General features: G+C 66.2%; 26 protein-coding genes. 8 read left to right on the forward strand and 18 right to left on the reverse strand.

The window, feature by feature from the left end; genetic code table 11:
* Window positions 1-10: 10 nt before the first annotated feature.
* Window positions 11-1,288 (reverse strand): urea ABC transporter substrate-binding protein, encoded by a 1,278-nt coding sequence (locus ABJD39_RS04710; RefSeq protein ID WP_348612610.1) that lies wholly within the window; start codon window positions 1,286-1,288, stop codon window positions 11-13.
* Between the two features lie 238 nt (window positions 1,289-1,526).
* Here ABJD39_RS04710 and ABJD39_RS04715 point away from each other — a divergent pair, with 238 nt between their 5' ends.
* Both ABJD39_RS04715 and ABJD39_RS04720 read left to right on the forward strand, forming a co-directional pair.
* Window positions 1,527-2,450, forward strand: a complete 924-nt coding sequence (locus ABJD39_RS04715) for an acetamidase/formamidase family protein (RefSeq protein WP_348612612.1) — start codon at window positions 1,527-1,529, stop codon at window positions 2,448-2,450.
* 180 nt (window positions 2,451-2,630) lie between these two features.
* Window positions 2,631-3,482: an IS5 family transposase gene (locus tag ABJD39_RS04720; protein WP_348613699.1), complete on the forward strand. Its 852-nt coding sequence runs from the start codon at window positions 2,631-2,633 to the stop codon at window positions 3,480-3,482.
* A 173-nt stretch (window positions 3,483-3,655) separates the two neighbouring features.
* On the opposite strand, the gene ABJD39_RS04725 is transcribed toward ABJD39_RS04720, so the two are convergent.
* From ABJD39_RS04725 to ABJD39_RS04735, 3 genes are all read right to left on the reverse strand, one after another.
* The gene (locus ABJD39_RS04725; RefSeq protein ID WP_348612614.1) at window positions 3,656-4,438 is read right to left on the reverse strand and encodes a twin-arginine translocation signal domain-containing protein; all 783 of its coding nucleotides are present in this window, start codon (window positions 4,436-4,438) and stop codon (window positions 3,656-3,658) included.
* Between the two features lie 501 nt (window positions 4,439-4,939).
* The gene (locus ABJD39_RS04730) at window positions 4,940-6,271 is read right to left on the reverse strand and encodes a ribonuclease catalytic domain-containing protein (protein WP_348612616.1); all 1,332 of its coding nucleotides are present in this window, start codon (window positions 6,269-6,271) and stop codon (window positions 4,940-4,942) included.
* A gap of 279 nt (window positions 6,272-6,550) precedes the next feature.
* Entirely contained in the window at window positions 6,551-6,880 is a 330-nt protein-coding gene (locus ABJD39_RS04735; RefSeq protein ID WP_348612618.1) for a DUF7562 family protein, read from the reverse strand.
* A gap of 132 nt (window positions 6,881-7,012) precedes the next feature.
* Between ABJD39_RS04735 and ABJD39_RS04740 the strand changes: the two genes are divergently transcribed.
* Window positions 7,013-7,504 carry an RNA-binding protein gene (locus ABJD39_RS04740; RefSeq protein WP_348612620.1) on the forward strand — a complete coding sequence of 164 codons (492 nt, stop codon included), beginning with the start codon at window positions 7,013-7,015 and terminating at the stop codon, window positions 7,502-7,504.
* 29 nt (window positions 7,505-7,533) lie between these two features.
* Here the strand turns inward: ABJD39_RS04740 and ABJD39_RS04745 are convergent, their stop codons facing one another.
* Complete coding sequence (locus tag ABJD39_RS04745) at window positions 7,534-7,872, reverse strand: hypothetical protein (protein WP_348612622.1); 339 nt, start codon at window positions 7,870-7,872, stop codon at window positions 7,534-7,536.
* 90 nt (window positions 7,873-7,962) lie between these two features.
* A complete protein-coding gene (locus ABJD39_RS04750; protein ID WP_348612624.1) occupies window positions 7,963-8,721 on the reverse strand; it encodes a DUF1028 domain-containing protein in 759 nt (252 codons plus the stop codon).
* A gap of 179 nt (window positions 8,722-8,900) precedes the next feature.
* Here ABJD39_RS04750 and ABJD39_RS04755 point away from each other — a divergent pair, with 179 nt between their 5' ends.
* Window positions 8,901-9,257 carry a cell division protein SepF gene (locus ABJD39_RS04755; RefSeq protein ID WP_348612625.1) on the forward strand — a complete coding sequence of 119 codons (357 nt, stop codon included), beginning with the start codon at window positions 8,901-8,903 and terminating at the stop codon, window positions 9,255-9,257.
* A 34-nt stretch (window positions 9,258-9,291) separates the two neighbouring features.
* Here the strand turns inward: ABJD39_RS04755 and ABJD39_RS04760 are convergent, their stop codons facing one another.
* Window positions 9,292-10,308 (reverse strand): PrsW family intramembrane metalloprotease, encoded by a 1,017-nt coding sequence (locus ABJD39_RS04760; protein ID WP_348612627.1) that lies wholly within the window; start codon window positions 10,306-10,308, stop codon window positions 9,292-9,294.
* Window positions 10,309-10,447: 139 nt separating this feature from the next.
* Between ABJD39_RS04760 and ABJD39_RS04765 the strand changes: the two genes are divergently transcribed.
* Together ABJD39_RS04765 and ABJD39_RS04770 are read left to right on the forward strand one after the other, a co-directional pair.
* A complete protein-coding gene (locus tag ABJD39_RS04765; protein ID WP_348612629.1) occupies window positions 10,448-10,822 on the forward strand; it encodes a DUF7532 family protein in 375 nt (124 codons plus the stop codon).
* Complete coding sequence (locus tag ABJD39_RS04770; protein WP_348612631.1) at window positions 10,819-12,309, forward strand: DUF402 domain-containing protein; 1,491 nt, start codon at window positions 10,819-10,821, stop codon at window positions 12,307-12,309. The genes ABJD39_RS04765 and ABJD39_RS04770 overlap by 4 nt, the downstream gene beginning before the upstream one ends.
* A 17-nt stretch (window positions 12,310-12,326) precedes the next feature.
* Here the strand turns inward: ABJD39_RS04770 and ABJD39_RS04775 are convergent, their stop codons facing one another.
* From ABJD39_RS04775 to ABJD39_RS04810, 8 genes are all read right to left on the reverse strand, one after another.
* Entirely contained in the window at window positions 12,327-12,719 is a 393-nt protein-coding gene (locus tag ABJD39_RS04775) for a MarR family transcriptional regulator (protein ID WP_348612633.1), read from the reverse strand.
* 72 nt (window positions 12,720-12,791) lie between these two features.
* The gene (locus tag ABJD39_RS04780; RefSeq protein ID WP_348612635.1) at window positions 12,792-13,346 is read right to left on the reverse strand and encodes a maltose acetyltransferase domain-containing protein; all 555 of its coding nucleotides are present in this window, start codon (window positions 13,344-13,346) and stop codon (window positions 12,792-12,794) included.
* Between the two features lie 48 nt (window positions 13,347-13,394).
* Window positions 13,395-13,715 (reverse strand): NifU family protein, encoded by a 321-nt coding sequence (locus ABJD39_RS04785; RefSeq protein ID WP_222916778.1) that lies wholly within the window; start codon window positions 13,713-13,715, stop codon window positions 13,395-13,397.
* Window positions 13,716-13,861: 146 nt separating this feature from the next.
* Entirely contained in the window at window positions 13,862-15,442 is a 1,581-nt protein-coding gene (locus ABJD39_RS04790) for an LVIVD repeat-containing protein (RefSeq protein WP_348612638.1), read from the reverse strand.
* A gap of 101 nt (window positions 15,443-15,543) precedes the next feature.
* Window positions 15,544-16,509 carry an ROK family protein gene (locus tag ABJD39_RS04795; RefSeq protein ID WP_348613700.1) on the reverse strand — a complete coding sequence of 322 codons (966 nt, stop codon included), beginning with the start codon at window positions 16,507-16,509 and terminating at the stop codon, window positions 15,544-15,546.
* A gap of 151 nt (window positions 16,510-16,660) precedes the next feature.
* Window positions 16,661-17,104: a universal stress protein gene (locus tag ABJD39_RS04800; protein WP_348612640.1), complete on the reverse strand. Its 444-nt coding sequence runs from the start codon at window positions 17,102-17,104 to the stop codon at window positions 16,661-16,663.
* A 192-nt stretch (window positions 17,105-17,296) separates the two neighbouring features.
* Window positions 17,297-17,680 (reverse strand): DUF5611 family protein, encoded by a 384-nt coding sequence (locus ABJD39_RS04805; protein ID WP_348612642.1) that lies wholly within the window; start codon window positions 17,678-17,680, stop codon window positions 17,297-17,299.
* A gap of 151 nt (window positions 17,681-17,831) precedes the next feature.
* Entirely contained in the window at window positions 17,832-19,133 is a 1,302-nt protein-coding gene (locus ABJD39_RS04810) for a DUF7093 family protein (protein WP_348612644.1), read from the reverse strand.
* A gap of 127 nt (window positions 19,134-19,260) precedes the next feature.
* On the opposite strand from ABJD39_RS04810, the gene ABJD39_RS04815 reads away from it, so the two are divergent.
* The gene (locus ABJD39_RS04815) at window positions 19,261-19,560 is read left to right on the forward strand and encodes a DUF6432 family protein (RefSeq protein WP_348612646.1); all 300 of its coding nucleotides are present in this window, start codon (window positions 19,261-19,263) and stop codon (window positions 19,558-19,560) included.
* Between the two features lie 123 nt (window positions 19,561-19,683).
* Window positions 19,684-20,787 (forward strand): aminomethyltransferase family protein, encoded by a 1,104-nt coding sequence (locus ABJD39_RS04820; RefSeq protein WP_348612648.1) that lies wholly within the window; start codon window positions 19,684-19,686, stop codon window positions 20,785-20,787.
* Window positions 20,788-20,953: 166 nt separating this feature from the next.
* On the opposite strand, the gene ABJD39_RS04825 is transcribed toward ABJD39_RS04820, so the two are convergent.
* From ABJD39_RS04825 to uvrA, 3 genes are all read right to left on the reverse strand, one after another.
* The gene (locus ABJD39_RS04825) at window positions 20,954-22,033 is read right to left on the reverse strand and encodes a geranylgeranyl reductase family protein (protein WP_348612650.1); all 1,080 of its coding nucleotides are present in this window, start codon (window positions 22,031-22,033) and stop codon (window positions 20,954-20,956) included.
* 261 nt (window positions 22,034-22,294) lie between these two features.
* Window positions 22,295-23,302, reverse strand: coding sequence for a WD40/YVTN/BNR-like repeat-containing protein (locus tag ABJD39_RS04830; protein ID WP_348612653.1), 1,008 nt, complete (start codon window positions 23,300-23,302; stop codon window positions 22,295-22,297).
* 70 nt (window positions 23,303-23,372) lie between these two features.
* Entirely contained in the window at window positions 23,373-26,393 is a 3,021-nt protein-coding gene (gene uvrA / locus ABJD39_RS04835; protein WP_348612655.1) for an excinuclease ABC subunit UvrA, read from the reverse strand.
* Between the last annotated feature and the right edge of the window lie 79 nt (window positions 26,394-26,472).

Here is a 26,472-nt window from a genome sequence, read left to right on the forward strand (position 1 = left end):
AGAGCTGATCTTACACGCCCTTGGGCTCGTATTGCGTTGTCGGCTCGTCCTCGCTCGCGCCTATCGTACTGGTCAGATCACAACCGGGGAACGGAGTTTGACGAAGCCAATACGGTTCGACTTCCTGTTGGTTACTGAATTCGATCGAGTGGTTCTCATCCGCCCGGGCTAATCGAATCTGGTGAGTCACGTGGTGTGTCTCTGGGTCGGTTGTCACCTTTCCTTCGGGAGCTTGAACTGAAATAGGCTCTTCATCGAGTACTTTGAGGACCTCGTCTTGATCTTTGGTTCCTGCCTTCTCAACAGCCTGCTTGTACAGATACGTTGTGAAGTACGCATTCTGAGCCATTTGGCCGACGTATTCGGCATCTGGCCACCTCTCGTAGAACCGATCGACGAAGTCCTGATTCTGCTGTGTCGGTATCTCCTCCATGTAGTTCACCCCAACGTGCATGTTTGCCAGCGCCGGCGGGTCGAATCGCTTGTGTTCGTAGCCCTGTGCCATATTTACCGTCGTGGACATTGGCACATCTAGACCAGCCGCATTCTTTTGATTGTAGAATGAGGCGTGGTTAGACCCGACAAGCAGCGTGACCAAGATATCAGGATCTGCCTCCTGAATCCGATTGATCGTTGACCCAAACTGGGAGACGTCAAGCGGGATGAACTCTTCTTCCATTATGTTCGCCCCCACCTCCTCTGCGATTTTCCGATACCATGCAGCAGTGATTTGTCCGAAGTTGTAATCAGCTGCGATAGTGTAGATGTTCTCCCCGAATTCGTTAACGAGGAAATCTAACGTCGTAGAGATTTGCTGTTCCGGTACTGCTCCTGTACACCATGTATATGTATCACAAACTCCGCCTTCGTACTGGTTAGTGTAGAAGTAGAGTTGTTGGTGTTCGTCGACGATCGGACGGATTGCCTCACGAGAACTGCTTGCAAACCCACCGAACAGGACGTCTACGTTGTCGCGCTCGATAAGTCGCCGAGCGAGTTCCTGGTACCGGGTGTTGTCCGACTGAGGGTCAGGATCAATAAGTTCTATCTCTTGACCATTTATTCCGCCTTCCTCATTGATCTCCTCCACCGCAAGTTTCTGTGCATGCCACTTTTGAATTCCCGTCAAGGAGAAGTTTCCTGACTGATCTTCCAGTAATCCCATTTTGAGGGTGTTCGATCCCCCACCAACGCCTCCGGTACACCCGGCAGTGAGCCCAGCTACGCCCGCAGCTCCAGACGCTTTGAGAAAACCCCTCCGAGCCAGCTTTGACGAACGATCGTTCATACCCAGGGACTGATTCTTGCTACCTTGTGTCATGGTGGCAGCTGCCAAATGAGAGTGCCACCATTTATAATTTGTTATGATACTGTTTCTTTCCGGGTTCACCCGTGTTGAGCCCCGCAAAAATATCCAGTAAAGTATTTTACACCAAACCTATAATTACTATAAATATAGTAACTGATTCCGTTCTATATCGTCGATAGTTTTAATTAGATCGTATGGTCTCCTGTTACCGTTACTCATGGCAACTCACAAACTGACCGAAGAAGACCAAGATGGATTTCACTACACGGTCGGACCGTATTTCGATCCGGTCCTAGAGATCGAACCCGGTGACACTGTTGAGGTCGAAACCGAGGACGCATTCGAGGGTGTGATCGAATCTGAAAACGATAAACCAAGCGAGGTATTGGGAGATAACCTCAATCCACAGAACGGCCCAATCTACGTTGAGGGGGCCGAGGAGGGAGACGCGTTGGCCGTTTCGATTGAAAGCATTGAACCGCGCGGACCCCAGCCTCGTGGGACTACCTGTATGATCGCAGAGTTCGGTGGCCTCACTGCGACGGACAGAACGGCGATGCTCAATGAGCCACTTCCAGAGAAAGTGAAGAAACTGGATGTAACGACTGATGGGACCATCTGGAACGACGATATCACAATTCCATACGAACCGTTCATCGGTACTATCAGTACTTCGCCCAAGATCGACTCCGTCAACGCACTCACCCCGTTCAAACACGGCGGGAATATGGATCTCCCAAATGTCCGTCCAGGGAATACAATTTACCTGCCGGTCAATATTGAGGGAGGATACGTGTATCTCGGTGACTGCCATGCAGCACAGGGTGACGGGGAACTACACGGCGTAGCGATCGAACACCCCACAAACACAACTATTACCGTTGATCTGATCAAAGACTGGGAGATTGAATGGCCACGACTGGAAGCAGATGATTACATCATGAGTATCGGGAGTGTCCGGCCCATGGAAGATTGCGCTCGTATCGCGTATAAAGATCTCATTGAATGGATGGTCGATGATTACGGGTACGACAAGTGGGAAGCTTATATGCTCCTCACGCAGGTCGGAAACGTCCGACTCGGCAATATGGTTGATCCGAACTACACGATCGGTGCCAGTATCGACAAAGAGTATCTTTGAGACTGACGGAGCAAGCGAAGAGTATCTCATACAGGTTACTCAATTTCTGTTATCCGATCGGTTCCATCACCACTAATTTTATTTCATATCTATCTTATATGTATGTAGTAGAAATATTACTAGAGTGGCCTTGTTGAAACTCTTGCTGACAAAACATGACTGGTGAGTACCTGGAGGAAGATGGATGCCCTCCCGAAGTCACGACTCCTTCGATTCGTTGAACGGGCTATGACGCTGGCTCGCCGTGCTGTAGCACGATTCTCGACACGCTATTCACGGAAGCGGTTCACGCTCCGCCAGCACGTTGTCTTGCTCTGTCTCAAAGTGAAAAAGACGACAACATACCGTGACCTCGTTGACGAACTTATCGAGATGCCTCGCATTCGCGATGCCCTCAATCTCGATTCGATCCCCGCACCCTCGACACTCTGCAAGGCGTTCGACCGCTTGGAGATGGCCGTCTGGCGAGTTGTACTGAATGTCTCGCTCGCGGACTTGCCACTGAACGGTGTCACCGGCATCGATGCGTCCGGGTTCGAGCGGGCGCATGCCTCAACTCACTACACGAAGCGAACGAACCTCACCATCCAGCAGCTGAAGACAACGCTGTTGGTCGATACAGCGACCAACGCCGTTCTCGATATTCACGTGACCACAACGCGGAAGCACGATACGCAGATCGCGCCACAGCTAGTGAAACGGAACGGACAGTCCATCGGGGTGTTGACCGGTGACAAGGGGTACGACGACCAAAAACTCCGGCGGCTCGCCCGCGACCACGGTATTCGGCCACTTATCAAGCACCGTGAGTTCACACCCCTCCACAAGGCGTGGAATGCACGGTTGGACAGCGATCTCTACCACAGGCGGAACATGAACGAGACAGTCAACGCGGCAATCAAACAGAAATTCGGTGCATTCGTCCGGTCACGTTTCTGGTGGAAGCAGTTCCGCGAACTCGTTATCAAGTGCATCGTTCACAATCTGGAGCGAAGCCTCGCTATTTCACACGAGGAGAGCGACTGTCCGTGATTTAGAGAGGAAGGGACTGTTGAATACAGAGAATGTATGCAGCAAAGCCATTTGCAAGGATCGGGACAAAAACCGTTCGCCTCGATTGTAGATTATTGGGGGACCCGGAGTGGTAGCTATTTAAGTGAGTTATTAATACGGTAGCAGAGGCACTGGATACGGATCCGTTAGAACTACCACCTTTGCGGAAGGTCGCCCCCTAGTTCATTCAATGAATTTTGCGGCAGGTCGTCCCCTAGTTCATCCAATAAAACAAACGCACGTTGGCGGCCGTCAGGAAGCACAATCCAGAGAAATAACATGTCTCCGTCATCAGTTTGGGCCCAGTACAGTCCGGCATCACCGGCCGCCTCGACAGCGATAAAGGGGAACTGTTCGCCGTTCGCCAGGGTCACGGCACCGAGGAACTCTCCACCAACCAATGCCAGCTTGACCTCACTATCCTCGTTGGCAGACAGTATATTGTCGGTAAGCGTTACACCGCCGTCGTCGTACTCACCGGTCATGTAAAAGCCGATCTCGGCGAAGGCGCCGACCTCACCGTCACACAAATACACCACCATCTCCGAGTGTTGCTCGGCTCCATTGCCCGGGAGTGACACGCCGATGAACAGGTCCCCGCTCCGACGACCGTTGACTTGTCCGACGTAGCTGGTACTTTCCGACCGCCAGTCCTCGTATGATTCTGCCTGCAGCGTCTCTCCCTGGACCTCCGCCTCCAAGGTATCGAGGTGAAGCTGCGGTATTCTGATGGATTCATCACCCTCGATCTGAGCAGATTCGTCGTTTTCCCGGGTTTCGTCGTCTCCCTGTGCCACGCCGGCGCTCAAGCAGCCACTGATAGCAAGGGTGACCCCTGTGACCCCGCCGGCTTTCAGAAGCGTTCTGCGTGAAAGAACGGAAATCGATTCGGTGATGGCCGCCGTCCCGCCACGCTGTTTTACGTCCTCATGCATGGATCTGTGTTCCAATGGTGATTTTTCTAATCGGACCTTACGCGAAGTATCAATATAAAATCATAGGCTCCACGGCTACAACGAATGATCATTGAGCAAGCGATGCGAAACGATCGCGTATGTAGGTAACAGCAATTTCCGCCTGACTTCCCGTGCAATACTCGCGCGTTGTATTCAGCTGGATTGTTGAAACCTATCACTGATTGAGGGTTTCAAGAAGGCCACTAGAGTCGTTATCACTAACCAGTAAGTTCAACGCGTCCGGATCGAATCAGCAAGAGATGGGTCTTCTGTCGGTTTGACCCCTTCTTCGCGCTGATCTCTCCTGGTTTGGATTCTAAATGCCCGGCGTGCTTTCTCGATCCTCCGAGACGGTGTCGTCAACGATCGGATACCAGAACTCGGCGTCGTCAGCGCGGGGCCTCTCAGGTAACACCGAGCCACCCCACAGTCCGTCCGGCCGGATCGTCATCCGATCCGACAAGGCCTCGTGTCACGCTTCTACTCGGGGACGGTATCTGGACGGTCGTACTGCGCGTCTTCGGGGTCGTCCATCACCTCGACGCCGCGGTTGTTCACCGCGTAGGAGTCGAGGCCGACCTCCTGCATGAACTGTTTGTACAGCCGTTCGGCGGTCTCGCCGTCTTTCTGCTTGTCGGAGGCGCTGTCGCACAGCTCGAGGAGGTTCTCGGGGACGTCGTTCTCGTGAACGATCCAGTGGTTGATCAGGTCCGAGAGCCGGCGGATCGGGCTCGTGAAGTGTCCGTAGATGTCGAAGTTGAGCGCGTGGTGGCCGCCGAAGGGGTCGTTCATGTACTTCGCGCGGGGCATCACCTTCAGCACGGCACGTTGGATCTTGTTGAGCTGGCGGTCGGGCGCCTCCTCCAGCGCGGCGTTGACGGCCATTCGGGGGTCGCCGCCCCACGCGTCGCCGGGGATCGAAACCCCGTCGAGTTCCTGGATCTCCTTGAGCGCCTCGTTCCACTGTTCGGGCGTCGGCTGCGGGTGAACGCGGTACATCGCCTCGACGCCGCGGTTCCACATCAGCTCGTGGGTGACCGCCTTGTTCGCCTTCAGCATGCACTCCTCGATGATGGTGTGCGCGCGGTCGCGGCTCGGGTTGAGCACGAGCGAGCCGTCCGCCTTGCGCTGCTCGTGGAGCTGGTCGGCCACATCGTACGCGAGCGTGCACTTCTCGTGCAGCGGGGCGTCGGGGTCCTCGAGGCGCTGCTCGCACTGTTTGTAAGTGAGGCGCTCGTCGGAGTTGATGACCGACTTGTAGATGTCCAGTTCCTCGAACGAGAGCGTCTCCTTGTCGAGGCGCATCTCGACGGTGTGTGCGAGTCGGTCCTCGTTGGGGACCAGCGAGCACACTGTCTCCGCCAGGATCGGCGGGAGCATGTGGATGGTGTAGCCGGGGAGATAGACGGTGTTGCCGCGCTCGACGGCCTCCTCCCACATGGCGGAGTCCGGGTGGACGTAGTGGCTCACGTCGGCGATGTGGACCCACAGGTGGTACTCGTCGGCCTCCTCCTCGATGGAGATGGCGTCGTCGAAGTCCTGCGCGTCGGCGGGGTCGGTCGTCCACGTGGTCAGCTCGCGGAGGTCGCGTCGCTCGTCCACCTCGTCCTGGATCTCCTGTTGGACGCCCTCGGTGCGGTCCTTCGCCTCCCGCTTCACCTTCGGCGGGAACTCGTCGCGGATCTCGAACTCCGCGAACAGCGACTCGCGTTTCTCGGCGAGCGCGTCCGCGAGGCCCTGCGTGATGGTGACCGGGCCCTGGTCCTCGGCGGTCCCCTGGGCCGGCTCCTCTTCCGACTGTGCGTCACTCATGGCGCGGGATACGGTAGTGTGGTACGTGAGGGTTTCGGGGAGTGCGTGGTCGACGGAGCGAACGAAGTGAGCGACCGAGACCACGTCAGTTCGGCGGCGCGCTCTCGGGGCGCGCCACCCACGAAGAGTGCGCGGTTCGAGGAGCGAACGAAGTGAGCGACGAGAACCGCGTGAGGACGGCGGAGCGGTCCGTGTGCCGCTCCGCCCACGGAACGTGCGTCGGCGAGCGAACGAAGTGAGCGACGAGAACCGCGTGAGGGCGGCGGCGACAGCAGTATCTTAGTCCCTGTGTTCCTCGGTATCCTCGGCGTCGGCTTTCGTCTCCCCGTAGCGACGAGTGACCTCGCGCTGGTACGCCTCGACGTACGCCTCCTGTGAGTCGCCGCCGGCGGCCGCCTCGACGTCGACGAGCAGCGCCTCCAGGTCGTCGCGCGGCTGATGGGAGAGGTCGCGGAAGCACTCCTTACAGAGGTACTCGAACTCCTTGTCGCGGCGGTCCCAGCGATTCCCCTGCTTGTCGTACTCGCGAGCGTCCTCGCGGGAGCGCGACTCGCCGCAGGCGATACAGACGACGGCGGACCGGTCCCGGTCCCGCCGGGATCCCCACATGAACCGTACTCCGGCGTCGGTCAACTTAGCGTTTATCGTGCGAACGGCACCCACGCCGCGGGTACTCGAAGCGACGAACCGGATCCTACCGCCGAGCGGGCGATTTATGCGCCGACGCGCGGAGGGACGAACATGGACATCAAGTCACGTCACCACCTCCGGAGCGACGCCGTCTCGGAGATCCGCGATGCGCTCGCCGATCGCCTCGGCGTCGACCTTGACGGCGAGTCCTTCGAGCTGGTCGAGCTGACCGACTCCCCGTTCGATCTGGTGCTCGTCGACGGCGACCCGGACGTGCTGTACTACGAGAGCGACGGCGACCGCGAGCCGTTCCTCACGGTCCGCGGCGCCAACGACCACCCGCCCGAACGCGGCGTCGTCACCGTCGATGCCGGCGCGGTGTCGTTCGTCTCCGACGGCGCGGACGTGATGCGCCCAGGCATCACCGAGGCCGACGACTCGATCGCCGATGGCGACCTCGTCGCGGTCGCCGAGGAGACCCACGGGAAGGTGCTCGGCGTCGGCCGCGCGCTCGTCGACGGGGCGGAGATGGCCGGCGATTCGGGCAAGGTCGTGAAGTCGCTGCACCACGTCGGCGACGACCTCTACGAGTTCTCGGTGTAGCGGGCGGCGACGGCACCGTCCTCGACCAGTCAGAGGCCAAACTCGACGACCGCGATGGCGACGGGGCTACACACCAACAGGCCGATCCCGTAGAAGAACAGCCGGACGTCCGAGGGAAGCGACTCGGGCACGTTGTCGGCGGCATCGCTAATGCTTCCGACGACGCCCATCGAATCCGCGTTGGAGATCGCCGTCGTCGTGCGGACGTTCCCGCTGCCCCCGGCCGCCCACAGCAGCGTCACGAGGCCGGCGATGAACGTCACGACCGCCGCGGCGGTGCCCGCGAACGCGACGAGGACGGCGACGGTCCCGCCGGCGGCAAGGAGGCTGTAGCGGAGCAGTCCGCGACGGAGGAGGGCCCAGTCCATGCGCCGACGTGACCGCGTGTCGGCAAAACTGGTTCGGCCGGGACGATCGCCGCCCGCGACCCCGGCGATCGGGCTCGCAGTCCTCGTAGATCACTCGGCAGTGGCCTCGGCGTCGCCGTTCGGTTCGCCGTCAGCGTCCTCGTCCGGTTCCTCCTCGTCGTCCTCCTCGAGTTCGTCGGCGTACTCCTCCATGAGGATCTCCCGGCCGCGCCGGGCCTCCTCGAACGTCTCCCGGAGATCGGCGATGGGCGTCTCCGTGGCGTCGACGCGCAGGTCGTCGTAGTAGGTGCCGACCTCGCGCTCCTCGGTCGTCTCCACCTTCAGCGCGGCCGACTGCACCGGGAGGTGCTCGCGCTTGTCGCCGCCCTCCGCGTGGCCGGCCTCCAGCGCGTCGATGAGGCGCTCCGCGAGGGGGGCGTCGCCGAAGGCGTCCGACTCGTAGGCGGTGGCGACCGCCTCGATCACCGCCTCGCCCGCGAGGAGGTTGCCGGCGACGGTGTAGTTCTCGCCGCCGGTGTGGCCGTACCAGTCGTTACACTCCTCGCCGGAGAACGTGAACGTCCCGTCGGCGTCGACGCCGTGGAGTTGGCGCTGTGGGGCGCCGTCGTCGGCGTTGAGCAGCGACTGGAGCGCGTCCTCGACCGCGAGCCCGTCGTCGATATACTCGATCCCCTTGCGTCCCAACTCGACGTTCACGAGCGACTGCGTGGCGACCGCGCCGTTCTCGGAGGCGAACGGGCACAGGGTTCCGACGCCGGGGAGGCGGGTCGTGACGGCGACGCCGAAGCGGGTCCGGCGTTCTCCCTCGTCGCCGGTGTACTCCTCGCGGACGCAGATGCTGAAGGTCATGTCGTGCGTCGCTGGGTGCGGTCGGAGCAAAAAGGCCGGGTTCCCGGAACGCGACGACGCGACGACGACCGGCGTACCGCGACGCGAGCGCGACGCGGCGATCCAACGTCCGAGTGTGACGCGCGTGTGCGTCGCGTCCGACGTACAGACTTATGGGTGGAGGGAGTTTGGTGGCGTACATGGGCATCATGAGTAAGATCCTCGGGAGCGGGGGGACCCACAGCGCCGAGGACTACGTCGAACTGGACCTCGACGACTTCGAGAACGCCCGGGGCGGCGCCGGGATGCAGGTCCACATCGCGGAGATATCCGACCAGCGAGACGTCATCGACATCAAGGACGCCGTCTACGACGGCGACTTCGTCATCGCGGACATCACCCGCCACTCGACGACCGACCAGACCGTGGAGCGCATCATCGACGAACTCCGGCAGGTCGTCGGCGAGGTCGACGGGGACATCGTCCAGAAGGGCGACGACCAGCTCATCATCACGCCCACCGGCGTGACGGTGAGCCGCGAGAAGCTCGGCGAGTAGGGCCGACGACCCGCTTCGGGTTCCGGGTTCGGGGTCAGCCGTCGAACTCGGTCAGCTCCGAGCGCTGTTCCTCCTCGACAGATCCGTCCCGGTCGTGAGCGGTGGCGTACGCCCTCCGGTACCGGTTGATCTTGCGCAGGAGGATCAGCGCGAACACCCCGTCGAACAGCGCGATGTAGACGAACGACGACGCCAGCGACGGCAGCCCGACGAACGCGTTCAACGCCGCGGTGCCGATCCCGACGGTCGAGTTGTACGTCGCGTGGATGAGCGCGGCGATGATCAGTCCTTTCACGATGATGGGGCCGCGGTTCTCGGGGTTGAACTTCGCCAGCCCGAGGTAGTAGCCGGCGAACGCGGAATAAATGACGTGCCCCGGCCCGGCGAGCGCGCGGGTAAAGGTGATCCCGCCACCGATCCCGATCAGCCCGAGCCCGAGGTCGAGGCCGGTCTGTTCGATGCCGCGAGAGATGTACAGCGCGTTCTCGATGAACGCGAAGCCGAGGCCCGCCATCGCGCCGTACACCGCGCCGTCGAGCACCGAGTCGAAGCTGTCGTGACCGTAGGCGTACAGCCGGACCGCGAGGAGCTTCACCGTCTCCTCGACGGGCCCGACGATCAGGAAGAAGAACAACACCGTGCCGAGGAAACCGATCGGCCGGAAGTACGGCTGGGCGACGGAGTTGAGGATCGCCGCGAAGTTCGCGGTGAGCACGCCGAGCAGGAACGTCGCGACGAGCAGCCCGAGCGGCGCGCTCGTGGTGATGTCCGAGCGATAGACGTATGCGGCGAGCGCGAGCGCGGGGATGGCAGACAGGAGCGTGAGCGCGCCGATCGCCGGGTTCGTCACCGCGGAGAACCCGCCGATCCCGACCAACAAAAGCCCCGCGACGAGGATCGTTCCCCACCGCGCCGATCCCGAGAGGAGCCGGTAAACCGCGACGGACAGCCCGTCGAGCGACGTTCGCTCCTCCCACGTCGCCACGTCGTACAGGTCCACCGAGGAGTCCGCCGCGCTCTCGACTGGATCAGTTCGCTCCTTCTTGGCCATCGTGTGTGAGTTGGAGACGCGCCGGAGACTTGTGTCTTGTTGCGGGTCAGATCTGTCGACCGCTCCGGCGGACCGGCGACCAGAAGGGTCCCGCTTTCCAGACCGGTACGTTTGACACGTGCCCCGCCGAAGCCGCGGTATGCACTTCGACCCGCGCGAACAGGCAGCGCTCCGCGAGGTCGGGCTCGACACCGACGACCTCGAAGCCGCCTCGGATCTGGTTGCGGACGCGGTCGACGAAGCGGCGGCCGACCTCGCCGGCTTCTTCGATGGCGGCGGACCCTACTACTCGGACATGGACACCGCCCACAGCGACGGCGGGCTCCGAGAGCACGACGTGGACCACCTCGACGTGTACACGCACGCGGCGGACCTCCGCGGCTACCTGAAATTCGACCGCTGGGGCGTCCCCGTCGAGGACGGCCGCGTGCTGAACGAGGAGACCGTCGAGCTCACGCTCGGCGACACCGTGAACGACCGCGTGCGCTTCGCAACCGACCCCGACGCGTTATGAGCGGGGACGGAAACGGGGGCGCGGGGGCGGCCGCCGGCGGCGACGCGGACGCGTCCCACCGCGTCCGCGTCAGGGGCATCTACGCGACGGCGCTCACCCGATCGCTGCTCGACGCCGACCACGACGTGGTGCAGGCGAGCCCCCCGATCCGTCGGCGCTTCGACGCCGACCTCCCCGCCGCCGACCACGACGCGAGCGTCGAGACCACCGACGACCGACAGGGCGTCGGCGTCGCCGGCGACCCGACCGCGGTGGCGACGCTGCGCGAGCACCTGCTCGATGTGGGGCTCGACGCGCTCGCGTGGGAGGATCCCACGCCGCTGGGGGCCGTGTTCGACGGCGTCGTCTCGGAGACGCTCGGCGGCGGGGCGGTGATCGACCTCGGCGAGTCGGGCGCGGAGGGATACCTCCCGTTCGACAACGCCGACGGCTACGTCGGCGAGGACGATATCCTCCGCGTACAGGTGCTCACATCGGCGGCGCCGTGGGCGGACGACCGCCCGGTCCTCGACACCCGCATCCGCGCGATGGCCGGGCTCGCGACGCTCGTCTCCGGCCGTGAGGGCGTCCGCGTCAGCGGTGCCGACGACGCGGCGGCGCGGGAGCTCGCGGGGATGACCGATCTCCTCTCGGTCGACGTGCCCGACGGCTGGGGGGTCGAGTGGAGCCGGGACGCCCGCGACGCGGACATGGACGCGCTCGGCGACGCGCTGGCGCGGGCGAGCGACCGCGCTCGGACGCTCGACGGCGCGCTGGAGGAGCCCCAGAACGAACCGGGGCTGCTGGCGGCGCCGACCGCGGGCGCGTGGGTGTGGTTCGGCCGGGAGTGTCGCTTCGCGCTGGACGACCTGCGCCGCGAGGTGACGACGACGATGCCCGGCCACCACCGGACGAAGGCCGCCTCGCGGTCCGCCTCCGCCGGCGTCGACCTGGCGGAGGCGCTCGTCGCGTCGGGCGAGTTCGCGCGCGACCCCGACGACGACACGGACTTCCCGTTCGGCGTCGTAGCGGACCAGTTCGGCCCACACGTGGGCGACCGCGTCGCCATCGGCCACGGCAAGCCCGACGGCCGGCTCATCGTCCTCGGGCGCGGGGAGGTGACGGACCTCGACCCGTCGGACGGGTCGGTGACGGTCGAGCGTCGGATGACCGCCGGCGGCAGCTACGACGCGCTCGACGCCCGGCGGGAGGCGGGCGACGTGGCGACGACGACGTTCCGCGAGGGCCGGTGGTGGTACCCGACGGTCTACCGCGGCGAGGACGGCGAACGGAAGGGCACCTACGTGAACGTCTGCACGCCCGTCGAGGCGTTTCCCGACGCGGTCCGCTACGTCGACCTCCACGTCGACGTGGTGAAACACGGCGACGGCCGCGTCGAGCGCGTCGACGACGACGAACTCGACGAGGCGGTCGAGCGCGGCGAACTCACCGAGGAACTGGCCGAGAAGGCGCGCAGCGTGGCGACGGCGCTTGAACGGGCGCTGTAAGTGGGAATCGTGCTCGTTCAGAAAGCCAGTATCATCACGATCTCGTAGAGGACGTATAGGAGAACGAGAAGGATCATCGCCCGGATGAGGTTCCCAGCAGCATTGTCCGGTAGATCGTCGTACATTTCCGCGATACCCGGCTCGTTGTTGAGGTTCGAAGTCGAAGTCGCCCCTCCGACAGACTGCGACGAACCCTGGAGAATGCCATCGCCGAACATCCGTTCGAGTTCACGATCCTGCCGATCGACCATCGCTTCCATCTCGTTGTACCCGTCGAATCGGTTCTTGACCTGACTCACGTAAGACGCCGAACAATTGCATACTTCGGCGATTTTAGCGTTTTTCGCGTTCGGGTTCTCATGCCAAGTGAGAAGGATCTCCCGTTGGAGATCTGTCTTTCCATCGGACATGTCGTGGTTTCCGGATGTAGAGATGGAATAAAAAGGTACGGAACGATAGGGAGGAGTCCGTTCGGACTGCCGTTATTCTAGCTCTCGGATCACCCGCGCGGGGTTACCGCCGACGACGGTGTCCGAAGGAACGTCGTCAGTGACGACCGCGCCCGAAGCGATCACGGCGCGGTCGCCGACGGTGACGCCGGGGTTGAGCACCGCTCGACCGCCGATCCAGACGTCATCGCCGACGGTCACCGGTTCGCCGAACTCCTTTCCCCGCCGCTCGTCCGCGTCGAGCGGGTGGGTGGCGGTGTAGACGTGAACGCCCGGCCCGAGTTGGCAGTGGTCGCCGAACTCCACCGGCGCCACGTCGAGGACGACGCAGTCGAAGTTGGCGAACAGGTCGTCGCCGGCGACGATGTTGTCGCCGTAGTCGCAGCGGAACGGCGGCTCGACGGCGACACCGTCTCCCACGTCACCAAGGAGATCGTCGAGGAGGTCCCTCCGGCGGTCGGGCTCGTCGGGCGCGGTGTCGTTGTACGCGGCGGTGAGGCGGCGGGCCCGCTCGCGAGCGGCGACGAGTTCGGGGTCGTCGGGGTCGTACGGCTCGCCGGCCACCATCCGCTCGCGTTCGCTCGGCACGCGTGAACCGGCGGCGGCCGGGGTGAAAGCGGTACCGCCGCGGCCGCCTCAGAAGTGGTCCGATGACTCCGTCGAGTACTGGAGGTCGCCGCCGCGCCCGCCCTCGACGGTGCTGGAGCCCATGTCGCCGGTGTCGGGGACCTTCACGTGGACCTCCTCGACCTCGTCGAAGTCCATGATCAGGTCGCGTTTGATGTTCTGTGCGGTGAGGTCGGAGATGCCGCAGCCCGAGCAGGTGCCGCCGAGCTCGACGACGACGACGCCCTCCTCGGCGTCGGCCTCGCGCACGACGCTCGTCCCGCCGTGCATCTGGATGATCGGCATCTGTCCGACCATCCACGTCTCGACGCGCTCCGCGAGGTCGCTCATTACCTCGAGTTGGTCGTCGGAGGATTGAAAGCTTGCGGTTGCACGGCTCCCGGAGCCGGCGGAAGAAACACCCTCACGGTCGTTGCGGACGGATTCGCGCAACGACGGCGCGCTCGCGGTCCGATCCGGGTCGGGCCGGACGCGGCTCAGTCGTCGTCCCTGTCGGGGTCGCCGCCACGTCCCCGCCGGGCCGCCAGCGCCACGGCGCCTCCGAGGGCCGCGAGCGCGCCGGCGACGTCGAACCCCGGGGCGGCGGCCTCCGACGGCGTGTCCGTCGGCGACGGGGACGCCGACGCAGTCGGCGTCTCCGGGGGCCGATCCGTCGCCGTCCGCGTTGGCCCGGTCGTCGGCGGCGGCGTCGTTCCGCTCCCGTCCTCGGCCACCTCGGTCAGCCGCGACCGGTCCCCGCCCTCGCCCGCAGCGTCGGGAAACGTCCACAGCCCCGCGGGGGCGCCGGCGCGCGTCCCCATCGAGGGCGCGAGGAAGAACTCCCCCGGAACCGCGAGAACGGCGCCCCAAAACCGGGTCGCGTCCGGGTCCGCCCACCACGTCTCCTCGACCGGCTCGGTCGGGTCGGACACGTCGTGGCGCTTCACGCCGCCCTGATACCACGAGGTGTACAGCGTGTCGTCGGTCAGGTCGAGGTTGTGCGCGGTCGTCCAGACTCCGTCGAACGTCGGGTCGGGCGACGGCGGCGGGTCGATGCTCGACAGGTGAACTGGGTCGTCGGGGTCGGACACGTCATACAGGTCGACGCCGCTGGGCCCGCCGATCAGGTCGCCATCGTACTCGACGGCCCAGCTCTCCCGGCCGACCGCGAGGGTGTCGCCGCCGGGCGCGAGTACCGCGACGTGGTGGTTTCCGGGCGGCACGGTCCCCGCGCGCTGCTGCGGGTCGCGCAACGCGGCCGGATCGCCGGGGTCCACGGCGCCAAGCAGGGTCGGGTCCGACGGCTCGGACACGTCGAGCAGGTACGTTCCGGCGTCCCAGTACGCGGCGGCGGCGACGCCCTCGCGGACGGTCACGTCGTGGATCGGCCGGACCGAGCGCGGCACGTCACGCCACGACTCGTCGGCCTCGAACAGCGACCAGCGGCCGACCTCGGAGCCGTCCTCGACGTCGACGACGACGAGGGGGTTTCCCTCCTCGCCGTTGCCCGTCAGATAGCAGTACCGGCCGTCGAGGTCGCAGTTGTGGATCGGGAACCGCGTCCGGTGAAAGACCACCTCCTCGGGTTCCTCGGGATCGGAGACGTCGACCACGAGGACGCCGTGGGGGCTCTCCTGGCCCGGGTGTGCGGGCCCGACGGCGACGAGGCGGTCCCCCGAGACCGTCACGTCGTTGACCTGTCTGAAGGGCCCGCCCTCGCGGTCGGCGAGGAGGTCGCGCCGCTCCGCCAGCACCGTCGGCTCGGCCGGGTGCGAGACGTCGACGACGGCGTAGCCGTCGCCGAGCGCGAGGTACGCCGTTCGACCGTCCGCCGAGACGACCCCCTCGCGGGTCCCAGCCACCTCGACGGAGCCCAGCGGACCGTACGCCCCGGCGGTCGAGTTGTCTCCGGAGTCACCGGAGTTCCCGGAATTGTCGCCGGCGGTACCGGTGCCGTCGCTGTCGGTCGTGGAGTGTGCGCTCGCGAGGGCAACGGGGGAGGACCGACCGGCTGAACTGGAGAGAACGCCCGTGCCGAGGGCCGCCCCGGCGGCGCGGAGGACGCGACGGCGTCGCATACCTGACTGTCGGGGCGGAGCCGGATAGGGCTAGCGGCGGCCCGCATCGGACGGAAAAGACGACGGACAGCGTCCAGGGGAACAAGCGATCGAATCCGGGGCTACGTCGTGCGCTCGCCGGTGCCGCCGGTGATGGCGGACGCGAGCGCGCCCTTGACGACCACGTCGTCGCCCATGTCGGTGAGGCGTACGTCGGGAACGTTGACAAAGGTAGTCTCCTCCAAGCGCTCGCGGACGGGATCGAGCACGAGGTCGGGATTGTTGAGCGCGACGGCGCCGCCGACGCGCACCATTAGGGGGGCGTACGCGTTCGCGAGGTTGGTGAACCCGATCACGTTCCAGTCCGCGACGCGGTCGATGACGCGGTCGGCGAGCGGGTCCGAGCCGTGGGCCTCGAACACGTCGACGGCGGAGAACTCGGGATCGTTCAACGGGAGGTCCGTACGAAGGGAGTCGGCGGTCGTCTCCGCGAGGTGTCGGGCGTACTTCGGGATGTTATTGCCCGAGCAGTACGCCTCCCAGTGCCCGTCGCGACCGCACCCACAGGTCATCGCGCCGTCGGGGTCGACGACCATGTGACCGACCTCGCCGGCGTTGCCGTCCCACCCCGAGAGGACGTGCCCGTCGACGCAGACGCCCGCGCCGAGCCCCGAGGAGATGGTGACGTACGCCATGTCGTCGGGGTTGCGGTCGCTGTGGAAGCGTTCGCCGATGACACCCGCGATCGTGTCGTTGTGGAGGTACACCTGCTTGGTGTCGAGCAACTCCGAGAGCGGTCCGACCAGCGGGACTTGACCGATTCCGGGGACGTTCGCGGGACCGTCGATGATGCCCTCGGCCAGATCGAGCGGGCCGATAGAGGCGATTCCCGCCGCCGCCGCGTCCGCGGGGTCGACGCCGACCTTCGCGCATGCCTCGCGGACGACGCGCAACACGGCCTCGGTGATCGCGATGCCGGAGGTTCGCGGAGTGGCGGTCTCTGCACGCGAGAGGATGTCCGCGCGGTCGTCGCCGACGACGGCGCGGAGGTTCGTGGCCCCCAGGTCCACGCCCACGTAGTAGGCCATCATCACGGTGGTTCGGGCGGCCGCACTTACGGATACCGCTTTCTTACACGAAGCCGAATGAACGACCGATCCGCGCCGGCGACGCGGCCGCCGCTGGCCGTGGTGCGGACGGTCGATCCCCAACGAATTGACGGTCGATCAGTCGCGAGCGTTACTCCTCGCGGACGAACGTCACCGGGCACGGCGCCGACAGCAGGATCTGCTGGGCGGCCGATCCGAACACCGCCTTCCCCGTCGGGGACCGCTTGCGACCGCCGACGAACACGCGGTCGGCGCCGACCCGCTCCGCCAGGCCGGCGATCGCCTCGCCGGGGTCGCCAATGACGCCCTCGACCTGAAACTCGACGCCCGCGGCTTCGATCGCCTTCGTCGCGCGTCGAACGCTCCCGAGCCGGCGGGCCACGTCCGTCGGCGTACCGTCGACGTCCTCCAACCGCGAGAGCGCCTCGTTCACGGCCGACTGGCTCTCGAACACGTGGGCGACGACGATGTCCGCCCCGGTCTGGGCGGCCAGATCGATCGCCTCCTGGGTCATGTAGTCGAGCCGGTCGCCGTCGTCTCGCTTCACCGTCAACACGATCGTCTCAATGCTCATACCCCCAATACTCCCCCCGAGGTGAAAAGTCTAGTGCTGATTTACTCAGATTCGAAGTAATGTTTATCGCGGTCTGAAGCGTCCGTTACCGCCGCTCTCGGCGCGTGCGATCACGGACCATGCAGGGCACTGGCCGCGAAACGAGAGATCGATCCGTTGTCGCAACCCCGGAGAAGGGCGTGGCTCGCGGACTCAGTAGTCGGGCGCGTCGTCTTCGACGTCGCGCTTCATGGAGTTGCGGCGCGACTTGGCGTCGCGGCCGGTGGCATCGAGCAGGAACGTGTTCTTCGCGTCGACCGCGTCGGCGGCGGCGTCGGCGTTGCCCTCGGCGATGACCTCCTCTGCGGGGCGCTCCTCGAAGTGGACGGCGAGCTTGTCCTTCTTGCCCGAGTACGACGCCGCGCCGGCGACGATGCGCTCGAACACGGGGTTGTCGGGGTCCTCGACGACGTACAGTTCGTGTCCCTCCCACTCCTCGGTCCCGGAGACGGGTCCGAACCGCTCTTCGATCTCGGCTTTCAGGTCGGACATTCGGTCCTCGAGATGCTCGCCGCGACGCATCTTGTACTGCTTCATGCCCGCCCGTTTGCCGGGGGACCGTAAACACGTTTCGTCAGCCGCCGCTGCGACGGGTCTGTCCGTCGTAGCCGTGCGATCCCGGGTGTCGACCGTCTCGGAACGCCCGACAGAACGCGATCGGTCGGACGTGTTCGAGGAACCGACCGGCTTACTGGATCTCGCGCTCCTCGATGTACCCGCGTTTGCACTCGGGACAGATGTCGCCGGCGCGCATCGAGGAGGCGCCGACGGGCTCGTTGTTGCCGCAGTCCGGGCAGACGTAGACGGTGTCGACGTTGTCGACGGTCGTCTGTAGCTCGACGTTGGGGGTCGAGCGTCCGGCGTCGGCTGCGTCCGTCGCACTCCCGTCGCCGCCGCCGATATCGCCGCGCCCGTCGTCAGCGGAAGCGGGAGCGGCGGGTTCCTCGTTCGCAGCCGCGTCGGCGTCGGCCTCGATGAACTCCACGTCCTCCTGGCGCGCGACCTCGGGGTCGACCTGCGGCGTGAGGTTGCCGTCGACCGAGACGCCCGCGTCGTCGTCGTCGAGTTCGGCGTCGTACCCCTCGTCCTCGACCGCCTGATCGGGCCAGTCGCCGGGGGCGTCGCCGTCGATGAACTCCGCGTCCTCGCCGGCCGGATCCGCGGCCGCGCCCGGTTCGTCGGCCCGCTTCGCGTCCGGGACCACGTCCGTTCGGGCGTCGTTGGCTGCGGCGTCCTCGGAGGACGGATCGGCGCTGTCTCCGATGAACTCCACGTCCTCGTCCTCACCCTCGGCCGGACTGTGCGGACCGTCGGCGTCGGGCCATTCCGCCGGCCCGTCGTCACCCTCCGGGGCGTTGGCGGCGTGGCGGTTCGCGTCGCCGTGGCGGTTCGCGTCGGCGTCGGGCCACTCGCCGTGGCCGCGCTCCTGCGGCTCGGACGGCTGCGCCGGCTCGCCGTCGTCGGCGTCGAGGATCTCCGCGTCCTCCTCGACATCGGCGTCGACGGCGCCGTCGGTCGGCTCCGCGGTCGGGTGGTCGAAGCCGTCCTCGGTCACCGCCGCGCCGTCGTCCGCGCTGTCGTCCGCATCGTCATCGTCCGACTCGTCGGCCGTGGCCGTCTCGTCAGCGGAGCGGTCCGACGTGGGGGCGTCCGTCGCGTCCGGTGTGTCGGTCGTGTCCGCCGTATCGGCGGTCGTCGCGTTGGCAGTCGTCGCGTTGGCAGTCGTCGCGTCAGCGGTCGTCGCGTCAGCGGTCGTTGAATCGGCTGCCGCTCCGGTGTCGTCGCCGGGCGGGTCGGATCCGGCAGCGTCGTCCCCGCCCAGTTCGGCCGACGTTACCTCCTTGTTCTCGGAGACGACGCGCGTCTCGCCGCACCGACTGCACTCTTTCACCTCCGTGATCGTGGTGATGACCTCGTCCCCCCGCACCTCGCGGTCCCGTTCCGTCCTCGGCTCCGAGAAGTCGTGGCCGAGGAGACATCTGAGTCCCATTGTGCCTACGAATCGCCCAAACCCATAAAAGGGTTCGCTCGCGTCGGACGCGCGGCACGCGCGCTGCGGCGCCGGTCGGGATCGCACCGCCGGTACACGTAAGCCGGTTCCGGTCGATCGCTCGACCATGAGGGTGCCGCCCGAGTTCCGCGACAGGGACGACACGCAGGTGGCGGTTCTCGACGCGCTCGTCGGCCGCGCCGACGACGGGATGACGGTACTGGAACTCCGTTCGGGCGTCGACGCGACGATCGACGAGGTCGAGGACGCGCTGTCGGCGCTGAAGGCGGCCGGGCTGATCGACGTCGAGCAGGCGGACGGACAGGTCCGGATCTACCCCGACGCCCGCGTCGTCCCCGACGCGGGCGAGCACGTCGACGAGGAGCCCGGGCTGCTCGATGCGATCCGACGCCGGCTCGGGCTGTGACCGCCGCGGTCGGGGGTTCGAACTCCCGGCCGACTGACGGCGGTTCCGGCCTCCGTTCTATCCAGTGTTCCGTCCAACGGCGGTTCCGGTCCCCTTTTGCCGGCCGCGGGCCTGCGTACGCGTATGAGTCTCGTCGCCGACGTACACGCCGACCACGGCGCCACCTTCACCGAGCGGGGCGGGCGCGAAGTCGTCGCCGACTACGGTCGTCCCGGTAGCGCCGCCCGCGCCGTCCGCAACGGCGTGGGCGTGATCGAGATGGGCTACGGCGTCGTCGTCGTCGAGGGCGACGACCGCGTCGAGTTCGTCGACAACGCCGTCTCCAACCGCGTCCCGGGCGCGGACGGCGATGGCTGTTACGCGCTTTTGCTCGACCCACAGGGCGCCATCGAGACGGAGCTGTTCGTCTACAACGCCGGCGAGCGCCTCCTGCTGTTCACGCCGCCGGACCGCGCGGGACCGCTCGTCGACGAGTGGGAGGACAAGATCTTCATCGATGACGTGCAACTGCGCGACGCCAGCGCCGAGTTCGGCGTCTTCGGCGTTCACGGGCCCACCTCGACCGAGAAGATCGCCTCAGTGCTCAACCACGCCGGATCCCCCGAGCCCGAGCTCACGTTCGTCCGCGGCCGGATGAACGACGTGGGCGTCACGGTGATCGCGAGCGACAACCCCACCGGCGAGGAGGGGTACGAGGTCGTCTGTGCCGCCGAGGAGGCCGAGGACGTGTTCGATACGCTCCTCACCCGCGGCCTCAACGCCGCGCCGTTCGGCTATACCACCTGGGACATGCTCACCGTCGAGGCAGGCACCCCGCTGTTCGACACGGAGCTACGCGGTCGGCTCCCGAACGTCGCCGGCGTCCGCTCGGCGGTCGACTTCGAGAAAGGCTGTTTCGTCGGGCAGGAGGTCGTCTCGAAGGTGGAAAATCGGGGGCGACCGAGCAAGCGGCTCGTCGGCCTTCTGCCCGCCGAGGTTCCCGAAGCAGGCGCCGCTCTCTTCGAAGGAGACGCCTCCGTCGGCGAGGTGACCCGTGCGGTCGACTCCCCGTCGCTTGACGCCCCGATCGCGCTCGCGTACCTGGACTTCGACGCCGAGACGGACGACCTGACGGTCCGGGTCGACGGCGACGAGGTCGCCGTCGAGCGCACCGACCTTCCGTTCGTGGAGGGGAACGTGCGATCGCTGCGCCTGCCGACGTACCCCGAGGCCGCCGAACAGGCGTAGCGCTTGACGACGGTCCTCCGACTCCCCACGGCAGCGCGGGCGGGAGTCCAGCGACGACGGTCGGCCCGTTCGGATCTCGGGTGGGACTGGAAGGGGCCGCGGGCTTCCGCGGTCGTCGTCACGCGAACCGAGAACCCGGACGAACCGACACACCCGGTGGCCGAGACTACGAGAACAGTTTCTTCAGGTGCTCCCGAGAGAAGAACGAGCTCGGCTCGTCCATGTGGACGCCGATCTCCCCGGAGAGCGCCCACAGTCCAGCTCGCTGCACCGGCTCCGGGAGCGAGTACGCGCGACGGATCCAGTGGCCGAGCCGGATCTCCTGGCTCAGCTCCTCGCGCCAGCCGTCCTCGTACCGGGGGAGCGTGTTCGGGTCCTGCGGGTCGATCACGTCGGCGGCAACGTCGGCCGCGCGCATCCCGTAGAGGATGCCCCCGCCGGTGAACGGCTTCGTCTGGGCCGCGGCGTCGCCGAGGAGGAATCCCCGTGTCGCCGTGGTTCGCTCGGGCGGCCCGATGGGGATCGCGCCCGAGCAGAAGCGGTCGGTCTCGACGCCGTACTCCGCGGTGAGCCGGTCGAACAGCTCGTTCACCTCGTGGCCCGGCGGCGCGGCGAGGCCGTACTCGACGCCGGCGTCGCCGCGGGGGATGCGCCACGCGAAGAAGCGCGGCGCGGTGAGGTGCACGTCGACGTAGTCGCCGTGGTCGTCCTCGTCGGTGAACGCGAGCACACCGTGAAGCGTCTCGTCGGGCTCCGGAAGGTCGAGCTGCTTGCGGACCCTGGAGACGGGGCCGTCGGCGCCGGCGACCATCCGCGCCTCGAACGTCTCCTCGTCGCCGCCGACGCTGGCGGTCACCTCGACGTAGCCCGGCCGCTCCTCGACCCGCGTGACGGTGTGTCCCTCGCGCACGTCGGCGCCGGCCTCCCGGGCGGCCGTCGCGAGCGTGCGATCGAGTTCGACGCGGTCGATGACGTTCGAGATCTCCTCGCGCTTGTAGAAGCGGTCGCCCGGCGATTCGGGCCCGCCGACGTGGAAGTCCGCGCCGTACACGCGGTTCTGGAGCAGTCGCTCCTTGGCGTCGGCGGGGACGTACTCCCAGATGTCGGTGGAGACGTGCCCCGAGCAGGCCAACGGCTCGCCGATCGTCCCCTTTTCGAGGGCGAGCACGTCGTAGTGAGCCTCCGCGGCCCGCCGGGCAAAGCGCGCGCCTGCCGGACCGACGCCGACCACGACGAAGTCGTACATGCCTCTCGATTCGTGCGAACGGAGATATATCTCGTGGGTCGGCTCCGTGAGTGCTGTCGGCCGACGCTCGCGTGATCTATGGGCTGACAGGCGGCCGAATCGACGGAGTCCGGCGGCTCCGTCGTCGCGCAGCGGATGGCCGCACGCTCGCGGCTCGCGCCGTTCGCATCGAGGCCGTCCGATGGCCGGCCTCGCACCCGCTCACCGCCGCGCGGCAGTCGTCAGGTCATGGGAGTGGTGGATCCGGCATTCGGTTTGAACCTACGGGAGCACGGCGAGCCCGCGGGCCGTCTGCTCGCTGGTTCGTTCGGGCCACTCAACGGCGACCGCGGACCACGACCCGCCCGCGTCGTCGCTCCTGAACAGCCCGCGATTCGACAGCGCGTAGAACTCGCCGGGGTCGCCTGCGGCGAGCACCGGCCGGGTGACGCCTTCGCCGAGCGGGAGGCCCCGGTCATCCAGCCGTTCCCAGCGTTCGCTTCCCTCCCGTCGGTAGACGTACGTCTCCGCACGCTCGGCCGTGTGCGCCTCGCGTGCCCCGCGCGCGGCCGAGACGAGCGCGCGGTCCGGATCGCCCGGGTCGACGGCGACGCTCCAACAGTAGGTGCGATCGAGTCCCTCCTGCGGGTGCGTCCACGTCTCGCCCCCATCGGCCGTCTCGGCGTAGCCGTCGCCCGCGGCGCACCACGCCCGGCCGGGGGCGTTGGAGTGGGTCGCCATCGAGTGCGTGTCGCGTCGGGAGTCCGCCACGCGGTCCGTCCACGTCTCGCCCCCGTCGTGAGTGGTCACGAGCGCGCCCGCCTCGACGGCGACGTACAGGTGATCGGGATCGTGCGGATCCGGCTCGATCCACCGGACGTGGTGGGTGTGTGGACGCGGCGGAAACGCCCACTCGTCGCTGGAGGGGAGGTCGACGAGGCCGTCGCGGTGCTCCCACGTGTCGCCGCCGTCGGTCGAGCGGTACACCCTGGAGGGCTCGGTCCCGACCCAGATCACGTCGGGGTCGTGCGGCGACACCGCCGTCGCCATCACCGCGTCCTGCTCGATGGCCTCGGCGCCGACGCGTTCGAACGTCTCGCCCCTGTCGATCGAGCGCCACAGTCCCGACTCGACGGTGCCGACGAACACGCGGTCGGGGGTGTCCGGATGGACCGCGACGCATTCGAGCGCGCGGTCGTCGAGGTCGTCGGCGACGCGTGCAGTCGCCGTCTCCGCCTCCGGGTCGAGCGCGAGAAATCGGTCCCGCATGGCGGCGTACACGGTGGTCATGACTCGACGTTCGCGTCGCCGCGACAAAAGCTCCGGCGGCGGCGGGAGATAGCGGGTCGCTCGCGTCGACTCAGTCGTCGGTCGCGGGCGCCTCGACGGCGTCCTCGGCGTCTCCGTCACCTCCGCTCGCGTCGTCAGCTTCCTCAGCCGCCAACGCGGGCATTCGTCGGTCGCTGCGTGGCCCCTCGACGTCGACGTTCGGGAGGTAGTCGCGGAGGTACCGACCCGTGTGCGACTCCTCGATTCGCGCGACCTCTTCGGGCGTTCCCTCGGCGACGACTTCGCCGCCGCCGTCGCCGCCCTCGGGGCCGAGGTCGACGATGTGGTCGGCGTTCTTCACGAGGTCGAGCTCGTGTTCGATGATGACGACCGTGTTCCCCTTGTCGGTGAGACGGTGGAGCACGTCGATGAGCTTCCGCTCGTCGGCCTTGTGCAGCCCCGTCGTCGGCTCGTCCAGCAGGTACAGCGTGTCGCCGGCGTCCTTCTTGCCCAGTTCCTCGGCGAGCTTCACGCGCTGAGCCTCGCCGCCCGAGAGCGTGGTCGAGGGTTGGCCGAGCTGCATGTAGTCGAGACCCACGTCCTTCAGCAGCCCGAGGCGACGTTCGAGGCCGGAGTGGGACTCGAAGAAGTCGTACGCCTCCTCGACGGTCATGTCGAGTACGTCGGCGATCGTCTTGCCCTTGTACGTCACGTCGAGCGTCTCGTCGTTGTAGCGGGCGCCGCCGCACTCCTCGCAGGGGACGTGCACGTCCGACAGGAAGTTCATCTCGATCTTGACGGTACCCTGCCCGCCGCACTCCTCACAGCGACCGCCCTTGACGTTGAACGAGAATCGACCCTTGTCGTAGCCGCGCTGGTTCGCCAGCTTCGTCTCCGCGAACAACTCACGGACGTAGTCGAACACGTCGGTGTAGGTCGCGGGGTTCGATCGCGGCGTCCGGCCGATGGGCGACTGGTCGATGAGACGCACGCCCTCGATGTTGTCCATCCCCGAGATCTGGTCGTGCTCGCCGGGGTCGACCTCCGTGTTGTCGTTCATTTCGCGGGCGAGGCCCTTGTACAGCACGTCGTGTATCAGGGTAGACTTCCCTGAGCCGGAGACGCCGGTGACGGCGGTGAACTGGCCGACCGGGATGTCCACGTCGACGTCCTTCAGGTTGTGCTGACGCGCGCCCTCGATCGTGAGCGCGGCGTCGCTGTCGCGACGGGTCCCGGGCACCTCGACCACCTCGCGACCGGCGAGGTAGTCGCCCGTCACCGACTCGTCGGTGTTCACGATGTCGTCGAAGTCGCCCTGCGCGACGATCTCGCCGCCGCGCTTGCCCGGTCCGGGGCCGATATCGATGACGTTGTCCGCCCGCCGCATCGTCGCCTCGTCGTGCTCGACGACCAGCAGCGTGTTGCCCAGGTCGCGCAGCCCCTCCAGCGTGTCGAGCAGGCGGTCGTTGTCGCGCTGGTGAAGACCGATACTCGGCTCGTCGAGGACGTACAGCACGCCCACGAGCCCGGAACCGACCTGTGTCGCGAGGCGGATGCGTTGGCTCTCGCCGCCCGAGAGGGTGGAGGCCTCGCGGTCGAGCGTGAGGTACTCCAGCCCGACCTCCTCCATGAAGCCGAGGCGCGCGCGGATCTCCTTGAGGATCTCCTCGGCGATGGTGCGCTCGCGCTCGCTCATCGTCTCCTCCATCCCCTCGAAGTGCGCCAGGGCGTCGCCGATCGACAGCTGATTCACCGCCGTGATCGACGTGCCGTCGACGTACACCGAGCGCGACTGGGGCTTCAGGCGCGTCCCCTCGCACTCGGGGCAGGTTGTGACGGCCATGAACTCCTCGATGTGCTCGCGCGTCCGGTCGGAGTCCGTCTCGACGTGACGCCGTTCCAAGTTCGGGATGACCCCTTCGAACCGCTGCGTCTTGCGACGAACGCCGTTCTTCGTCTGCTGTTCGAACTCGACCTCCGCGTCGGTGCCGTAGAGGAACTGACGCTGCTCGGACGCCGATAGGTCCTCGAACGGGGTCTCGACGCTCACGCCGAAGTGGTCGGCGACGTTGTCGAGGCGGGTCCGGTAGTACGACCGGTTGTAGCTCCAGGGCTCGAACACGTGCTTGATCGGCTGGCTCGGGTCGGTGACGACGAGGTCCTCGTCGACCTCCTTCGTCGAGCCGATCCCCTCGCACTCGGGGCAAGCCCCGTGCGGGGAGTTGAACGAGAACGAGCGCGTCTCGATCTCCGAGAAGTCGATGCCGCAGTGGGTACACGCCAGCTCCTCGGAGAACTCGACGACGAGGCGGTCGTCCCCGTCGCCCGCGAGGTCGCCCGTCGAGCGCGACTCGTTGCCGCCGAAGTCGAGGTCGTCGACCTCGGGCGGATCAGGGAGGATCAGCTTCAGGACGCCCTCGGCCTCGTCGAGGGCCGTCTCGACGGAGTCTGTGATACGCGAACGGTCCTCCTCGCGGATCTTCACGCGGTCGACGATCACGTCGATCGTGTGGTCGTAGTTCTCGTCCAACTCGGGACGCTCCAGCGAGAGGTCGAACTGCTCGCCGTCGACCTCGACGCGCGAGTAGCCGTCGGCGACGAGTTCGTCGAACAGGTCCTCGAAGGCGCCCTTCTGGTCGCGGACGACCGGCGCGGCGATCATCGCGCGGGTGCCCTCGGGCAGCTCGAACACGCGGCGGACCATCTGCTGGGCCGACTGCTCGCCGACTTCGCGGCCGCATTCTGGGCAGTGCGGGTGGCCGACGCGGGCGTACAGCAGGCGCAGGTAGTCGTGCAGTTCAGTGACCGTCCCCACTGTCGAGCGGGGGTTGTTGGCGGCGTTCTTCTGGTCGATGGAGATCGCCGGCGAGAGCCCCTCGACGCTCTCGACTTGCGGCTTGTCCATCTGTCCGAGGAAGTTCCGGGCGTACGCCGACAGCGACTCGATGTATCGGCGCTGCCCCTCGGCGTAGACGGTGTCGAACGCGAGCGACGACTTCCCCGACCCCGACAGGCCGGTGACGACGTTGAACTGCTCGCGGGGGATCTCCACGTCGAGGTCCTTGAGGTTGTTCTCCTCGGCGCCGCGGACCTCGATGAACTCCTTGGGCACTACGCGTCACCCCGCGATCGGGGGGTGAGTCGGTGACGCACGGCTCTACCGTTCATTACGAACGTTCTGGGGGTCGGAG

Source organism: Halobaculum rarum, from assembly GCF_040025155.1.
Taxonomy (GTDB): Archaea; Halobacteriota; Halobacteria; order Halobacteriales; family Haloferacaceae; genus Halobaculum; species Halobaculum rarum.

Coding starts and splice junctions, on each gene's coding strand:
- ABJD39_RS04710 (WP_348612610.1), bottom strand. CDS start 1,288: ATGAACGATCGTTCGTCAAAGCTGGCTCGGAGGGGTTTTCTCAAAGCG.
- ABJD39_RS04715 (WP_348612612.1), top strand. CDS start 1,527: ATGGCAACTCACAAACTGACCGAAGAAGACCAAGATGGATTTCACTAC.
- ABJD39_RS04720 (WP_348613699.1), top strand. CDS start 2,631: ATGGATGCCCTCCCGAAGTCACGACTCCTTCGATTCGTTGAACGGGCT.
- ABJD39_RS04725 (WP_348612614.1), bottom strand. CDS start 4,438: ATGCATGAGGACGTAAAACAGCGTGGCGGGACGGCGGCCATCACCGAA.
- ABJD39_RS04730 (WP_348612616.1), bottom strand. CDS start 6,271: ATGAGTGACGCACAGTCGGAAGAGGAGCCGGCCCAGGGGACCGCCGAG.
- ABJD39_RS04735 (WP_348612618.1), bottom strand. CDS start 6,880: ATGTGGGGATCCCGGCGGGACCGGGACCGGTCCGCCGTCGTCTGTATC.
- ABJD39_RS04740 (WP_348612620.1), top strand. CDS start 7,013: ATGGACATCAAGTCACGTCACCACCTCCGGAGCGACGCCGTCTCGGAG.
- ABJD39_RS04745 (WP_348612622.1), bottom strand. CDS start 7,872: ATGGACTGGGCCCTCCTCCGTCGCGGACTGCTCCGCTACAGCCTCCTT.
- ABJD39_RS04750 (WP_348612624.1), bottom strand. CDS start 8,721: ATGACCTTCAGCATCTGCGTCCGCGAGGAGTACACCGGCGACGAGGGA.
- ABJD39_RS04755 (WP_348612625.1), top strand. CDS start 8,901: ATGGGCATCATGAGTAAGATCCTCGGGAGCGGGGGGACCCACAGCGCC.
- ABJD39_RS04760 (WP_348612627.1), bottom strand. CDS start 10,308: ATGGCCAAGAAGGAGCGAACTGATCCAGTCGAGAGCGCGGCGGACTCC.
- ABJD39_RS04765 (WP_348612629.1), top strand. CDS start 10,448: ATGCACTTCGACCCGCGCGAACAGGCAGCGCTCCGCGAGGTCGGGCTC.
- ABJD39_RS04770 (WP_348612631.1), top strand. CDS start 10,819: ATGAGCGGGGACGGAAACGGGGGCGCGGGGGCGGCCGCCGGCGGCGAC.
- ABJD39_RS04775 (WP_348612633.1), bottom strand. CDS start 12,719: ATGTCCGATGGAAAGACAGATCTCCAACGGGAGATCCTTCTCACTTGG.
- ABJD39_RS04785 (WP_222916778.1), bottom strand. CDS start 13,715: ATGAGCGACCTCGCGGAGCGCGTCGAGACGTGGATGGTCGGACAGATG.
- ABJD39_RS04790 (WP_348612638.1), bottom strand. CDS start 15,442: ATGCGACGCCGTCGCGTCCTCCGCGCCGCCGGGGCGGCCCTCGGCACG.
- ABJD39_RS04795 (WP_348613700.1), bottom strand. CDS start 16,509: ATGGCCTACTACGTGGGCGTGGACCTGGGGGCCACGAACCTCCGCGCC.
- ABJD39_RS04800 (WP_348612640.1), bottom strand. CDS start 17,104: ATGAGCATTGAGACGATCGTGTTGACGGTGAAGCGAGACGACGGCGAC.
- ABJD39_RS04805 (WP_348612642.1), bottom strand. CDS start 17,680: ATGAAGCAGTACAAGATGCGTCGCGGCGAGCATCTCGAGGACCGAATG.
- ABJD39_RS04810 (WP_348612644.1), bottom strand. CDS start 19,133: ATGGGACTCAGATGTCTCCTCGGCCACGACTTCTCGGAGCCGAGGACG.
- ABJD39_RS04815 (WP_348612646.1), top strand. CDS start 19,261: ATGAGGGTGCCGCCCGAGTTCCGCGACAGGGACGACACGCAGGTGGCG.
- ABJD39_RS04820 (WP_348612648.1), top strand. CDS start 19,684: ATGAGTCTCGTCGCCGACGTACACGCCGACCACGGCGCCACCTTCACC.
- ABJD39_RS04825 (WP_348612650.1), bottom strand. CDS start 22,033: ATGTACGACTTCGTCGTGGTCGGCGTCGGTCCGGCAGGCGCGCGCTTT.
- ABJD39_RS04830 (WP_348612653.1), bottom strand. CDS start 23,302: ATGACCACCGTGTACGCCGCCATGCGGGACCGATTTCTCGCGCTCGAC.